The organism is Streptomyces sp. V3I8, from assembly GCF_030817535.1.
Classification (GTDB): Bacteria; Actinomycetota; Actinomycetes; order Streptomycetales; family Streptomycetaceae; genus Streptomyces.
Window position 1 is genome coordinate 4,263,901 of sequence record NZ_JAUSZL010000002.1, and the last position, 13,956, is coordinate 4,277,856.

Consider the following 13,956-nt stretch of genomic DNA (forward strand, 5'->3'; position numbering starts at 1 on the left):
CACAAGAAAAGGAAGCCCATGGCAACGACCACACCAGCCGGTGTGCGGGGCTCACACGCCAAGCACGGAGGCGCCCCCGACGGCGCCCCGATGACGCACCGGCAGATCATGGAGGCCCTCTCCGGGCTGCTGCTCGGCATGTTCGTCGCGATCCTGTCGTCGACGATCGTCTCCAACGCACTGCCCGAGATCATCGGCGACCTGGGCGGCGGCCAGTCCGCCTACACCTGGGTCGTCACGGCCACGCTGCTGTCCATGACCGCGACGACACCCCTGTGGGGCAAGCTCGCGGACCTCTACAGCAAGAAGGCCCTCGTCCAGATAGCCCTGGTCATCTACGTCCTGGGCTCGGTGGTGGCGGGGCTCGCGCAGAACCCCGGGATGCTGATCGCCGTCCGTGTGGTCCAGGGCGTCGGCGTCGGCGGTCTGTCCGCCCTCGCGCAGATCGTCATGGCCGCGATGATCTCCCCGCGCGAGCGCGGCCGGTACTCCGGCTACCTCGGCGCGACGTTCGCGGTCGCGACCGTCGGCGGCCCGCTGCTCGGCGGTGTCATCACCGACACCAGCTGGCTCGGCTGGCGCTGGTGCTTCTACGTCGGCGTGCCCTTCGCCGTCATCGCGCTGATCGTCCTCCAGCGGACTCTGCACCTGCCCACCGTGAAGCGTGAGGTCAAGGTCGACTGGGGCGGCGCGTTCCTCATCTCCGCCGCGGTCTCGCTGCTGCTCCTGTGGGTCACCTTCGCCGGTGACAAGTACGACTGGATCTCGTGGCAGACGTACGCGATGGTCGCCGGCGCGATCGTCCTCGGCCTGCTGTTCGTGCTCGTCGAGTCCAAGGCCAGCGAGCCGATCGTCCCGCTGCGCCTGTTCCGCAACCGCACCATCACCCTGTCGTCCGTCGCCTCGCTCTTCGTGGGTATCGGCATGTTCACGGGCACGGTGTTCTTCAGCCAGTACTTCCAGCTGGCCCGGGACAAGTCGCCGACCATGTCCGGCGTCATGACGATCCCGATGATCGGTGGCCTGTTCATCTCGTCCACCGTCTCCGGCCAGATCATCACCAAGACCGGCAGGTGGAAGGCCTGGCTGGTCGCCGGCGGCGCCCTGCTGACCGCGGGACTCGGGCTGCTCGGCACGATCCGGTACGACACGGACTACTGGCAGGTCGCCGTCTTCATGGCGGTCATGGGTCTCGGCATCGGCATGATGATGCAGAACCTGGTGCTGTGCACGCAGAACCAGGTGGACCCCTCCGACCTCGGCGCGGCCAGCTCCGTGGTCACCTTCTTCCGGTCCCTCGGCGGTGCGATCGGCGTCTCCGCGCTCGGTGCCGTGCTGGCCAACCGCATCACGCACTACATGAAGGACGGCCTGGCCGGCATCGACCCGAAGTACTCCGCAGCGGCCGGTTCGGGCGGCGGTGGCATCCCGGACGTGGACTCGCTGCCCGGCCCGCTGCGTACCGTCGTCGAGAACTCCTACGGGCACGGCATCGCGGACATCTTCCTGATCGCCGCCGCCATGGCGTTCATCGCCTTCGTCGTCACCTTCTTCATCAAGGAGGTCCCGCTGCGTACGTCGGGCGGGCTGGCGCAGGCCGCCGAGGCCCAGGCGGAGAACGCGGCTCCTGCCCCGGTACCGGCAGCGGCAGCGGCCGGTACGAACGGAGCCTCCCCCGCCGGGTCCGGCGAGCACACCCCGAGCTGGGCCGTCTCCGACACGGGCACCGGCACGGACACCGGTGCCGGCGACAACAGCGGTGACAGCAGTGCCAACGGGTCCGGTCCCGAGGGCACCCAGCGGCTCGCGGCGGTCGCCACCCTGGCGGCCGGTACCAGTGCCGACAGCGGCACCGACACCGGTGCGGCCGCCGGCTCCGGCGGGATCCCGGTCCACGGGTTCGTGCGCGGCGCCGAGAGCGCGCCCGTGCCCCGGGCCGCCGTCACGCTGATCTCCCTCGCGGGCCGTCAGCTGGGCCGCTCGGTCGCCCAGGCCGACGGCGCCTACGCGGTGGACGCGCCCGGCACGGGTTCGTACGTGCTGATCGCCTCCGCGGACGGCTTCCAGCCGCAGGCCTCGACGGTCGTCGTGAACGACGAGCCGCTCGCGTACGACATCCTGCTGAGCGGCACGAGCGGGCTCTCCGGTGCGGTGAAGGCCGCCGACAGCGGGCTCCCGGTCGCCGGCGCGATGGTCATCGTGACCGATGTGCGCGGTGACGTGCTGGCCACCGGCACCACCGGTGCGCAGGGCGAGTTCGCCTTCGCCGAGCTCGTGCCCGGCGCCGTGACCGTCGCGGTGAACGCCGCCGGACACCGGCCCCGCGCGCTGCCCGTCGAGGTCGGCGGCACCGGCGTCACCCGGGTCGAGGTCGAACTCACCGCCGGAGCGCAGCTCCAGGGCGTGGTGCACGCACCCGGCGGCCCGCTGGGCGACGCCCGCGTCACGCTCGTCGACGCGGCCGGCAACGTGGTCGGCACCGCCACCACCGGGACGGACGGGGCGTACGCCTTCACCGACCTGGACAGCGGCGAGTACACGGTCATCGCGACCGGCTACCCGCCGGTGGCCACGGCGCTGACCGTGAGCGGCGGCGGCGTGGACGGCCACGACATCCGGCTCGCGCACCCCGGCGCGTAAGCCGAGGGCTCGGCAGGAACCCGGCGGAAAACCGGTACGAACCCGGTAGAAACCCGGTAGGAACCCGGTAATGACAGACCCCGGCCCGTGGAGCGCGTTCCGAGCGGAGGCGTGCTCCACGGGCCGGTTCTCTTGAGATGAGGTTGTGTGCAATGGGACTGACCGCGCGGATCCGTACGCGGGACGGCTGGGCCGTGTCGCACGCGGTCGTCACGGTGACCGACATGACGGGCGCCCAGGTGGTGCGCGCCGAGGCGGACGAGGAAGGCACCGTCCGGGACGTCGTCGGCCTCGCGCCCGGCGCGTACACGGTGATCGTCACGGCCGTCGGGTACGCGCCCGTCGCGTCGAGCGCCATCGTCACGGCGAGCGGCCGGGCCGAGATCGGCACCGTCACCCTGGCCCGGCAGGGCGGCACCGAGCTGCCGCCGCCCGGCCCCTGGACCGTGGACCCGGTCCACTCCTCCGTGGGCGCCGTCGCCCAGCACCTGGGCATCTCCAGCGTGCGCGGCCGGTTCACCCGGTTCGCCGGCGCGATCGAGATCGCGCCGGACGAGGTCGCCAAGTCGCGGGTGGAGGCGGTGATCCGGGCCGACTCGATCGACACGGGCAACGCCATGCGCGACGGCCACCTGAGGTCGCCCGACTTCCTGGACGTCGAGCGCCACCCGGAGATCAGGTTCGTCTCGACGGGCCTGACCCCGGCCGCCGGGACCGACCGCTGGACGGTCCACGGCGAGCTGACCCTGCACGGCGTCGTACGCCCGGTCGACCTGGACCTCGCCTACCTGGGCACCGGCGCCGACCCCTGGGGCGGGACGCGGGCGGCCTTCCGCGCCACCACGGAGCTGCGCCGCGAGGACTTCGCGATGAACTACAACCAGGTCGTGCAGGCGGGCATCGCGGCCATCGGTACGACGCTGAAGATCGAGCTGGACATCCAGGCCGTGCAGGGCGAGACACTCCCGCAGGCGTAGGCCCCGCAGGAGCAGGACCAGCCGCGGCCCAGCGCCTAAGCTGCCCGCATGGCACCGAACATCGCGACGAACACCTCCGTATCGCTGGATCAGTTGCTGGACTTCGTACGCCCCCGTCACCGCGCGATCCTGCTGACGCGACGGGCGGACGGGGGCCCGCAGGGTTCGCCTCTGACCTGCGGGGTCGACGACTCGGGCCGGGTCGTCGTCTCCACCTATCCGGAGCGTGCCAAGACCCGCAACGCCAAGCGCGACGAGCGGGTCAGCCTCATCGTCCTGAGCGACGAGTGGAACGGCCCCTGGGTCCAGATCGACGGCACGGCCGAGGTGATCGACTCCCCCGAGTCGGTCGAGCCCCTGGTCGAGTACTTCCGCAACATCTCGGGCGAACACCCCGACTGGAACGAGTACCGCCGGGCCATGATCGAGCAAGGCAAGTCGATCATCCGGATCACCCCGCGGAAGTGGGGCCCGGTGGCCACCGGCGGCTTCCCGGCGCGGCTGGCGTAGGACGCGGGTTCTTCGGGGGCGCGGGGAACGGCGCGGCCGGCCCCTACCGGCCCGCACCCACCCACCCGGCGGCCCACCGGCCCGCCGGTCCACCGGTCCGCCCACCCGGCGGCCTGCCCACCCACCGGCCCGTCGGCCAAGGCGCCCTCACGGCTCCCCGCGGAGCACCACCGTCTCGATGCCGGTGATGACCAGGTCGAGCGCGAAATGAAAGTCCCGCTCGTACATCTCCTCCACCGTCCTCCCCCCGCGCGCCCGCATCAGCTGCGCGGACTCGTCGAGCACCTCTCCCAGCTCGGGCGCCTGCCGGGCCGTGCTCAACGCCTGCTGGAAGTACTCGTCAGGACTCATCCCCGCCTCGGCCGAGCGCAGCGTGAAGTGGCCCTCGATCGTGCCGAACCCGTACACGAACTGGAAGACGGCGGAGATGGCCCCCGCCAGCCGGTGCGGCGGCAGCCCCGTCCGGCGGATCACCCGCTGCACGGTCCGCGAGAAGGCCACCGACCGGGGCCCGATGTTGAGGAACGTACCGGCGAGCGGTGACACCCACGGGTGCCGTACGAGGAGCGCCCGGTAGCCGGAGGCGATCGCCCGGAGCTGGTCCCGCCAGTCCTCCTCACCGGCGTCCGGATCCGGCAGTTCCAGTTCGCCGTACACGGCGTCGAGCGCCAGTTCGAGAAGATCGTCCTTCGTGTCCACGTACCAGTAGACGGACATCGCGGTCACGTTCAGCTCGGCGGCCAGTCGCCGCATGGAGAACTTGGCCAGCCCCTCCGCGTCGAGCAGCGCTGCCGTGACCGCGGTGATCCGGTCCCGGTCGAGCGACGGCGGCTGGCCGCCACGGGCCCCACCGCCCCGCGGGGCCTTGCCCTCCAGCCAGACGCTGGTCCGCGCCGGGCGCTCGGCCCGGTCGGCTGCCCTCACCATGGCGCACCTTCCTCGGAACTCTCGGGGAGGGGCGTCCCGGAATTTCGGGGCCCCGGCATGTCAGGGTTCCCAGAATTTCGAGGTTCCCGGCATTTCGGGGTCCGCCCCGCCCTGATGCTAAGCGGGCCTCACGTCGGCACCGTCACGGCGGAGTCTTCCCGCTCGGCCCGCCGCAGCAACGCGGCGGCCAGCAGCCCGCCGGCGAGCACCGCCCCGGCGCCCACCAACTGGCTGGTCTCCAGGCCCGAGACGAATGCGTCCGTGACCCGCGTACGCTCGTCCGCCGAGTCCGCCGCGGCCAGCGCCGCCGGGAGGGAGGCCGCGGCGAACGGGATCAGCGCCGCGAAGCGGGCGTTGAGGACCGCGCCGAGGACGGCGACGCCGAGGCCGTTGCCGAACTCGGCCAGCGTGCCGTTGACGCCCGCGCCCACGCCCGCCTTCTCCGGCGGGATCGAGCTCATGACGGCGTACGCCATGGCGGGGTTGGCGACCGCGCAGCCGGCGCCGATGAGCAGCAGGCCGAGCAGCGTGCCGGCGTACCCGCTCGCCGTGAGGGTCGCGATCGACACCAGGCCGCCCGACATCAGGACCATGCCGAGCGCGATCGACACCGGCGTGCCGAGCTTCACGGTGAAACTCGCCGACAGGCCGGTGAAGTTGAGGGCCACCACGGTCAGGGCGAGCGGCGCCGTGCGCAGACCGGCCTCCAGGGGCCCGTACCCGAGGACGAACTGCAGGTGCTGGGTCAGCAGGAAGAGCGCGCCGCCCATGCCGAAGGTGATCAGCACGGCACCGGCGACGGCTCCGGTGAAGCGCCGGTTCCGGAAGAAGCGCAGGTCCAGCATGGGGTGCGGGATCCGGCTCTCCCAACGGGCGAAGAGGCTCAGGACCACGACCGCCAGGGCTGCCACGGCAAGGACGCGGCCGGAGGTCCAGCCGTGTTCCGGGCCGGAGATGATCGCGTACACGAGGGCGGTCATACCGATCGTGGAGAGGACCGCGCCGAGGAGGTCGGGCCGGTCGCCGCGCGGATTCCTGGACTCCGGTACGAGGGCGATCACCGCGCAGAGCGCCAGCGCCACCACCGGAAGGTTGACCAGGAAGATCGCACCCCACCGGTAGTGGTCGAGCATGAACCCGCCGAGGAGGGGGCCGGCCGCGAAGCCGAGGGCGTTGACGGCGCTCCAGATGCCGATGGCCTTCGGCTGCTCGTCGGGGGCGAAGATCTGCATCGCGACGGCGAGCGTGGTGGTGAGCAGGAGCGCGCCGCCGACGCCCATGCCCGCGCGGGCGGCGATCAGCTGCCCGGTGGTGCCGGCGAGTCCGGCGGTCAGCGAGCCGATGCCGAACAGGACGAGCCCGGCGACCAGCATCTTCTTGCGGCCGTACCGGTCGGCCGCGCTGCCCGCGCTGAGCAGCAGACCCGACTGCACCAGCGAGTACGCGTTGATCATCCACTGGATGTCGGCGGTGCCCGCGCCCAGTTCCTCGGTGAGGGAGGGGATCGCGACGTTCAGCACGGTGTTGTCGAGCAGCACGGTGAGCTGCGCGAGGCAGATGACACCGAGGATCGGCCACCGCTGGGGATGGCCTGGCGAGATGGGCATGCCATACACCGTAGAACATTACCTGTACGGCGTACAGCAAAGCGGGGGCGGTGGCCGGAGCGCTCCCGCCCCCGCCACCGCCCCCGCCGGGGCGAACCGTCAGCCGCTGGTGGACTGCGTCAGGTCGTAGAAGGTGGACGAACCGGCCGTCACCTTCTTGAAGTTGTCCTGCACCCACTCGCTGATCTTGGACGCGGTACCGGAGTCGCTGCCGCCACCGCCGCCCGTGGAGCCGGACGAGATGAAGTAGTGGATCTTTCCGTCCGCCACGTACTTCTTGAACTGGGCCAGCGTCGGCGACGGGTCGCTGCCGTTGAAGCCACCGATCGCCATCACCGGGTCACCGGTGGAGAGCTGGTAGCTCGCCGCGTTCTGGGCGCCGACGGCCGCCGCGGCCCAGGTGTAGTCACCGGCATCCTTCTCCAGGAGCGCCTTGGCCTCGGAGTCGACCGTCGCGCCGTTGAGCAGGCCGCCCATACCGCCGCCGCCCATGCCGCCACCGTCACCGGTGCCACCGGCGGTGCCGCCACCGGGCCGGGTCTGGCCGTTCTGGCCGTTCTGCTGCCCCTGTCCCTGGCCGCCGCCGGGGAAGCCGCCGGTCGGAGGCCCGCCCGTGCCGCCGCCCTGCTGGTTCTGGCCGGTGCCGCCCTGCTGGTTCCGGCCCGGCATACCGCCACCGCCGCCACCGGGGCCACCGCCCATGCCACCGCCGCCGCCCGGACCGCCGCGACCGCCCGAGACCGCAGGGCCCGCCGTGACGATCGAGCCGCTGTGGCCCTCGTTCAGCGTGGTCAGCGTGTACGCCGTCGGGCCCGCGAGCCCCGCGACGAAGCCGAGCCCGACCACCGCGAGGGCGAGCCCGCGCCCGAGCCGCGTGATGAAGATCAGGCCGAGGGCCGCGACCAGGCCGCCGACCAGGACCAGCCACTTGAGCCAGGGCAGGTAGTCGGAGGAGCGGTTCAGGAGGACGTACCCCCAGACCGCGGTGGCCGTCGACCCGGCCGCCATGGTGAGCGCGATCCACATCCGGCCGCGCTCCTCCCACAGCACGCTCGCGCCCATGCCGACCACGGCGGCGACGTACGGGGCGAGGGCCACGGTGTAGTACTCGTGGAAGATGCCCTGCATGAAGCTGAAGACCACCATGGTGATCAGCAGCGAGCCGCCCCAGGCGAGGAACGCGGCGCGGGCCGTGTCGGTCCGCCTCGCCCTCCAGGTCAGCGCGATGCCCGCGGCGAGCACGATCAGCGCGGCCGGGATCAGCCAGGAGATCTGGCCCCCGGTGGAGGAGCTGAACATCCGGTCCCAGCCGGTCTCGCCCCAGCCGCCGCCGCCCCCGCCGCCCCCGCCGCCTCCTCCGACGCTGCCGGTCTCCTCGCCGTTGATGCGGCCGAGTCCGTTGTAGCCGAAGGTGAGTTCGAGGAAGGAGTTGTTCTGCGAGCCGCCGATGTACGGGCGGGAGGACGCGGGCCACAGCTCGACCAGCGCCACCCACCAGCCGCCCGCGACGACCATCGACAGTCCGGCGAGGAGCACCTGCCCGATGCGCCTGCGCAGGGTCGTCGGCGCGAGGGCGACGTAGACGATCGCGAGGGGCGGCAGGATCAGGAAGGCCTGGAGGGTCTTCACCAGGAAGGCGAGACCGACGGCCGCGCCCGCCCAGACCAGCCACTTCGTCCGCGCCTTCTCCATGGCGCGCAGCACGCAGTAGACCGTGACGGCCATCAGGAGGGCGAGGGCCGCGTCCGGGTTGTTGAAGCGGAACATCAGCGCGGCGACGGGCGTGAGCGCGAAGACCGCCATGGTGAGAAAGCCTGCCGCGGCACGGAACCGGCGGCGCACCGCCCCGTACAGCACCGCGGCCGTGGCGACGGCCATGAGGACCTGCGGGAACAGGATCGCGAACGAGTTCAGGCCGAACAGCCGCACCGACAGGGCCATCGGCCACAGGGAGGCCGGGGGCTTGTCGACGGTGATGGCGTTGGCCGAGTCGAGCGAGCCGAAGAAGAAGGCCTTCCAGGACTGGCTGCCGGCCTGGGCGGCCGCGGAGTAGAAGGAGTTGGCGTACCCGGAGGCCGTGAGGTTCCAGGTGTAGAGCGCGCCGATCAGCAGCAGCGCGCCGAGGAACGCGGGGCGTACCCAGCGGTTGTCCTCGGGCCGCCCGCGCCACAGGCGGCGCGCGAAGGGCTGCCCGGGGCTGCCGTCCTCGGGGGCGGCGGACCGCACCGGACCGGCCGGTTCCCGTACGACTGTCGCCGGCGGGACGGTCGGGCCCTCACCGGAGCCGGCGGTCTCCGTACCCGGATGGCCGTGCTGGGTCGTCGTCATCGCGCGTCCCTCGGATCGTGGTCGTTCGGGCGCACCGGCTGCATCTGCATGGCGGCGTCCCCCCAGGTCTGGTGGTCGTGCGGAGCGTCGGCCGTGCCGTACGGACCGGAGCCGGCCGGCCTGCCGTAGGCGTCCGCGGACTGCGTGCCGTAGACGTCCGCGGACTGCGTGTCCGGACCGCCGTACGGGGACCGCGGCGCCGCCGCGTAGACGGGCGAGGCCGGCACCGCCGACACCGCGGGCGTGGCGGGCATGTGCGAGGCGACGACGGTCGACGGTGACCCGTCGTGCCGGTCCGGGAACACCCAGGCCCGGAAGAGCAGGAACCGCAGCACGGTCGCCGCGAGGTTGGCGACGATCAGAACTGCCAGTTCGGTGGCGTGCGCCGGTTCGGTGGTCGCCGCGTTCAGGGCGGCGAGCGAGCCGCTGGTGAGGGCGAGCCCGATACCGAAGACGACCAGGCCCTGCGCCTGGTGCCGTACCGCACCGCCCTTGCCGCGTACGCCGAAGGTCAGGCGCCGGTTGGCCGCGGTGTTGGCGACCGCCGAGACGAGCAGGGCGAGCGCGTTGGCGACCTGCGAGCCCGAGAACGTACGGAAGCCGCTGTAGAGCACCAGGTAGAACAGCGTGGACAGGACGCCCACGACGCCGAACCCGATGAGCTGGCGGGCCAGGCCCTTCGGCACACCGCTGATCTCACGGTCGCGCGGGTCGTCGCCGAAGGGCCGGGCGAGCCGGTCGAGCGCGAGCGAGCCGGTGGCGAGGGCGCGTCCCACCCGCCACACGCCCTTGAGGTCGTCGGTCGCGGTCTTGACGATGTGCACGGTCGAGTCCGGGTCGTCGACCCAGTCGACCGGCACCTCGTGGATGCGCAGCCCTGCCCGTTCGGCGAGGACCAGCATCTCGGTGTCGAAGAACCAGCCGGTGTCCTCGACGAGCGGCAGCAGCACCTGCGCGACATCGCGCCGGATCGCCTTGAAGCCGCACTGCGCGTCGGAGAAGCGGGCCTGCAGCGAGCCCCGCAGGATCAGGTTGTACGTACGGGAGATGAACTCCCGCTTGGCGCCCCGCACCACCCGCGAACTGCGGGCGAGCCGCGAGCCGATCGCCAGGTCCGAGTGACCGGAGATCAGCGGGGCGACCAGCGGGAGCAGCGCGTTGAGGTCGGTGGAGAGGTCGACGTCCATGTAGGCGAGGACCGGGGCGTCCGAGGCGGACCAGACGGTGCGCAGCGCCCGGCCGCGGCCCTTCTGCTCCAGCCGGTACGACCGGACCCCGGGCAGTTCCGCCGCCAGCCGCGCCGCCACCAGCGGGGTGGTGTCCGTGGACGCGTTGTCCGCGACCGTGATGCGGAACGCGTACGGGAAGGTGCGGGAGAGGTGCTCGTGCAGTCTGAGCACGCACGGCTGGAGGTCCTTCTCCTCGTTGTAGACGGGGATCACTACGTCCAGGACAGGCGTACCGGCATGTCCGGCCGGGAGGTGCTCCCGCGCCGGCAGGTTGCCGGGAGAAGGTTCGGTTCGCATGACGACGACTGTCGTCAAGCGCCCTGTTGCACCCATGTGGTCGTGCTGTGCTGTGCCTGTGAGTACGGTTGTGAATTCGTTTCGGAGATGAACGCCTCGTGAGAAAGGGGCGTCTGGAAGGCCGGCGCGGGCAGGTGCACGGTGAAGACGGTGCGCCCGGGCACGCTGTCGACGGTCACCGCACCGCCGTGCGCCGTGGCCACGGCCTGCACGATCGCGAGCCCGAGTCCGGTGGAACCGGAGGCACGCGAGCGCGAGGAGTCGCCCCGCGCGAACCGTTCGAAGACGTGCGGTAGGAGGTCGGGCGAAATGCCCTGTCCGTCGTCCTGGACGTCCACGCACACCCAGGTCCCCTGGCGGCGCACGCGCGCGGTCACCGTCGTACCCGCGGGTGTGTGCGTACGCGCGTTCGCGAACAGGTTGACCATGACCTGCTGGATACGGGCGGCGTCCGCCAGCACGAGTGCGGGTTCGTCGGGCAGCTCCAGCCGCCAGTTGTGCTCGCGCCCGGCCGCCCGGGCGTCGCTCACGGCGTCCACGACCAGCGGGGAGAGGTCGGTGTGCTCGTAGCTCAGCGGCCGTCCCGCGTCGAGGCGGGCGAGCAGCAGCAGGTCCTCGACGAGGCCCGTCATCCGCCCGGCCTCGGACTCGATGCGGCCCAGCGCGTGCCGGGTGTCGGGCCCGGTCTCCTCGCGGCCGCGTCTGGTGAGCTCGGCGTATCCGCGGATGGACGCCAGTGGCGTACGCAGCTCATGGCTGGCGTCCGCCACGAACTGCCGTACGCGCGTCTCGCTCTCCTGGCGCGCGTGCAGGGCGCCGTGGACGTGGTCGAGCATCCGGTTGAGCGCGGCCCCGACCTGCCCGACCTCGGTGTGGGGGTCGGTCTCGGACTCGGCGACACGCTCGTTGAGGGTCACCTCGCCGGTGTGGAGGGGGAGTTCGGAGACCCGGGTGGCGGTGGCGGCGACCTTGCGGAGGGGGCGCAGGGCGACGGTGACGATCGTGGCCCCGGCGAACGAGGCGGCGATGAGACCGGCGAGCGTGACGCTGACCTCGACGAGGATGAGGGTGTTGAGCGTGTTCGTGACGTCCTCGGTGGGCATGCCCACGTAGAACGAGCCGTTGTCGCCCTTCTGGTACTGGACGTGGTACTCGCCGAGGCCCGGCAGGGTGACCGTGTGCGGTCTGCCGTCCCGCGGCACGTCAGCGAGGACGGCCTGCTGCGCCGCGGTGAGCGGCTGGGGATCGACATCCGGTATCCCGTAGTCGCCCTTGGTCTTCTTGCCGACCTGGGCCTCGGTGATGCTGCCGCCGGTGACCTCCGCGGCCACCGTGCCGCTGGGCTGCGGGCCCTGGGTGACGAACACCGACAGTGTCCTCTTCGGCTTGTCGTCGCCACGGGGACCGGACTGGACGCCTCCCGGGTCCAGGGGACCCGCCGCCCTCATGGCGGCGTCCTTCAGCGTGTCGTCGAGCTGCTCGTACAGGTGGGAGCGGAGCGCGATCGTCGTGACCGTGCCGATCACCGCGCACACCACCGCGATCAGCGCCACCGCCGAGACGACGAGCCGCGTCCGCAGGGTGCGGGGCTGCCGGCGCCGCTGCGTGCGCAGGGCCCGGGGCTGCCGGCGTCCCTGCGACCGCGGCCGTCGTCGCCCGCTCACGACGTCGCGGGCTTGATCAGATATCCGGCGCCGCGCCGGGTGTGGATCATCGGCTCACGGCCTGCGTCTATCTTGCGGCGCAGGTAGGAGATGTAGAGCTCGACGACGTTGGCCTGTCCGCCGAAGTCGTACGACCACACGCGGTCGAGTATCTGCGCCTTGCTGAGCACCCGGCGCGGGTTGCGCATCAGGAACCGCAGCAGCTCGAACTCGGTCGCGGTGAGGTGGATGCCGTCACCCGCCCGCTCCACCTCGTGGCTGTCCTCGTCCAGGGTGAGGTCCCCGACGACGAGCACCGAGTCGGAGCGGCGGTCGGTGGCACCGGAACGGCGGATGAGGCCCCGCAGCCGGGCCACGACCTCTTCGAGGCTGAAGGGCTTGGTGACGTAGTCGTCGCCGCCGGCCGTCAGGCCCGCGATCCGGTCCTCGACCGCGTCCTTCGCGGTCAGGAAGAGAACGGGCACGTCGGGCATCTCCCGGCGCAGCCGGCCGAGGACGGCGAGACCGTCCATGTCCGGCAGCATCATGTCGAGGACGACGGCGTCGGGCCGGAACTCGCGCGCGGTCTGCACCGCACCGGTCCCGTCGGCCGCGCTGCGGATCTGCCAGCCTTCGTAGCGGAGGGCCATGGACAGCAGCTCGGTGATCGACAGCTCGTCGTCCACCACCAGCACGCGGACGGGGCTCCCGTCCGGCCTCAGCAGTTCGGTGCGCCCCTGGGGCGAGGTCGTGGTCATAGCGGACACATTGCTGGGCCGGTCTGAGAGCACGCTTTCCCCGACCTGTGAATCCCCTGAGAAACACACAGGTACCTCTCAGGGAACACCTGACGACTCCGCGGGCCTCCGCCGGGCTCCGCCGGGCTCCGTCCTCACAGCCCGAACAGCCGCGCCCCGTTGTCATGGCAGATTCCCCGCAGCCACTCCTCCCCCAGCCCGAGCCCTTCCAGCGCCCGCAGCTGGTGCATGTACACATAGGGAATGTTCGGGAAGTCGGTCCCGAGCAGGATCCGGTCACCGAGTGCGGAGAGACGGGGGAGCGCCCGCCGCGGGAACGGGGCGAACTCCTCGCTGAAGTCGGTGAACGCCATCGTCGTGTCCAGCCGCACCTCCCCGTACCGCTCGGCGAGGTCCAGGAAGTCCTCGTACTCCGGCATCCCCATGTGCGCGATCACCAGCCGCAGCCGCGGATGCCGCGCCAGCACCCGCGCGACCGGCTCCGGCCCGGTGTGCTTGCCGGGCGAGGGCCCGGAGCCGCAGTGGATCACCACGGGCGTCCCCGCCTCGGCCAGCACGCCCCAGGCCTCGTCGAGAAGCTCGCAGGCCGGGTCGTACGCCCCCACCTGGACGTGCGCCTTGAAGACCCGCGCCCCGTCGTCCAGCGCCTCCCGCACGTACGCCGCCACGCCCGGCTCCGGGAACAGCGTCGCCGTATGGAGGCAGTCGGGGGTCCGCCGGGCGAAGTCGACGGCCCATTGGTTGAGCCACCGCGCCATGCCGGGCTTGTGCGGGTAGAGCATGGCGGTGAAGGCCCGCACACCGAACTCCCGCAGCAGACCGACCCGTTCGCTTTCCCCGGCCCGGTAGGTGATCGGCCACTCGACACCACCGGTGAGCGGCCCGAGCGCGTCGAAGTACGCCCAGACCTTCCTCAGGACCGCCTCGGGCATGAAGTGGGTGTGCACGTCGACGAGGCCGGGAAGACCGAGCCCCTCCCAGAACCGCCGTACGTCACCGGCCTCGCCCGGCGCCCCCGCCACCTCGTCGACCGCGTCCAC

10 protein-coding genes are annotated in these 13,956 nt (G+C 71.9%); 3 read left to right on the top strand and 7 right to left on the bottom strand.

Annotated elements, in window-relative coordinates:
* Positions 1 to 18: 18 nt before the first annotated feature.
* From QFZ75_RS18940 to QFZ75_RS18950, 3 genes are all read left to right on the top strand, one after another.
* Positions 19 to 2,640, top strand: a complete 2,622-nt coding sequence (locus tag QFZ75_RS18940; RefSeq protein ID WP_307538451.1) for a DHA2 family efflux MFS transporter permease subunit — start codon at positions 19 to 21, stop codon at positions 2,638 to 2,640.
* A 152-nt stretch (positions 2,641 to 2,792) separates the two neighbouring features.
* Positions 2,793 to 3,617 (top strand): YceI family protein, encoded by an 825-nt coding sequence (locus QFZ75_RS18945; protein ID WP_307538452.1) that lies wholly within the window; start codon positions 2,793 to 2,795, stop codon positions 3,615 to 3,617.
* 48 nt (positions 3,618 to 3,665) lie between these two features.
* Positions 3,666 to 4,127, top strand: coding sequence for a PPOX class F420-dependent oxidoreductase (locus QFZ75_RS18950; protein WP_307538453.1), 462 nt, complete (start codon positions 3,666 to 3,668; stop codon positions 4,125 to 4,127).
* 147 nt (positions 4,128 to 4,274) lie between these two features.
* Here QFZ75_RS18950 and QFZ75_RS18955 read toward each other — a convergent pair whose 3' ends face one another.
* The 7 genes from QFZ75_RS18955 to QFZ75_RS18985 all read right to left on the bottom strand — a co-directional run bounded on the left by QFZ75_RS18955 (position 4,275) and on the right by QFZ75_RS18985 (position 13,956).
* Positions 4,275 to 5,054 (bottom strand): TetR/AcrR family transcriptional regulator, encoded by a 780-nt coding sequence (locus tag QFZ75_RS18955; protein ID WP_307538455.1) that lies wholly within the window; start codon positions 5,052 to 5,054, stop codon positions 4,275 to 4,277.
* A gap of 128 nt (positions 5,055 to 5,182) precedes the next feature.
* Entirely contained in the window at positions 5,183 to 6,661 is a 1,479-nt protein-coding gene (locus QFZ75_RS18960) for an MFS transporter (protein WP_307538457.1), read from the bottom strand.
* Positions 6,662 to 6,760: 99 nt separating this feature from the next.
* Positions 6,761 to 8,989: a glycosyltransferase family 39 protein gene (locus tag QFZ75_RS18965; protein ID WP_307538459.1), complete on the bottom strand. Its 2,229-nt coding sequence runs from the start codon at positions 8,987 to 8,989 to the stop codon at positions 6,761 to 6,763.
* Positions 8,986 to 10,515, bottom strand: a complete 1,530-nt coding sequence (locus QFZ75_RS18970) for a bifunctional glycosyltransferase family 2/GtrA family protein (RefSeq protein WP_307538461.1) — start codon at positions 10,513 to 10,515, stop codon at positions 8,986 to 8,988. Before QFZ75_RS18970 ends, QFZ75_RS18965 begins: the two co-directional genes overlap by 4 nt.
* A 14-nt stretch (positions 10,516 to 10,529) precedes the next feature.
* Positions 10,530 to 12,179 carry a cell wall metabolism sensor histidine kinase WalK gene (locus QFZ75_RS18975; protein ID WP_307538463.1) on the bottom strand — a complete coding sequence of 550 codons (1,650 nt, stop codon included), beginning with the start codon at positions 12,177 to 12,179 and terminating at the stop codon, positions 10,530 to 10,532.
* Entirely contained in the window at positions 12,176 to 12,916 is a 741-nt protein-coding gene (locus tag QFZ75_RS18980; RefSeq protein WP_307538465.1) for a response regulator transcription factor, read from the bottom strand. The genes QFZ75_RS18975 and QFZ75_RS18980 overlap by 4 nt, the downstream gene beginning before the upstream one ends.
* Before the next feature lie 134 nt (positions 12,917 to 13,050).
* Positions 13,051 to 13,956 (bottom strand): amidohydrolase family protein, encoded by a 906-nt coding sequence (locus tag QFZ75_RS18985; protein WP_307538467.1) that lies wholly within the window; start codon positions 13,954 to 13,956, stop codon positions 13,051 to 13,053.

Coding starts and splice junctions, on each gene's coding strand:
- QFZ75_RS18965 (WP_307538459.1), bottom strand. CDS start 8,989: ATGACGACGACCCAGCACGGCCATCCGGGTACGGAGACCGCCGGCTCC.
- QFZ75_RS18960 (WP_307538457.1), bottom strand. CDS start 6,661: ATGCCCATCTCGCCAGGCCATCCCCAGCGGTGGCCGATCCTCGGTGTC.
- QFZ75_RS18950 (WP_307538453.1), top strand. CDS start 3,666: ATGGCACCGAACATCGCGACGAACACCTCCGTATCGCTGGATCAGTTG.
- QFZ75_RS18980 (WP_307538465.1), bottom strand. CDS start 12,916: ATGACCACGACCTCGCCCCAGGGGCGCACCGAACTGCTGAGGCCGGAC.
- QFZ75_RS18970 (WP_307538461.1), bottom strand. CDS start 10,515: ATGCGAACCGAACCTTCTCCCGGCAACCTGCCGGCGCGGGAGCACCTC.
- QFZ75_RS18940 (WP_307538451.1), top strand. CDS start 19: ATGGCAACGACCACACCAGCCGGTGTGCGGGGCTCACACGCCAAGCAC.
- QFZ75_RS18955 (WP_307538455.1), bottom strand. CDS start 5,054: ATGGTGAGGGCAGCCGACCGGGCCGAGCGCCCGGCGCGGACCAGCGTC.
- QFZ75_RS18945 (WP_307538452.1), top strand. CDS start 2,793: ATGGGACTGACCGCGCGGATCCGTACGCGGGACGGCTGGGCCGTGTCG.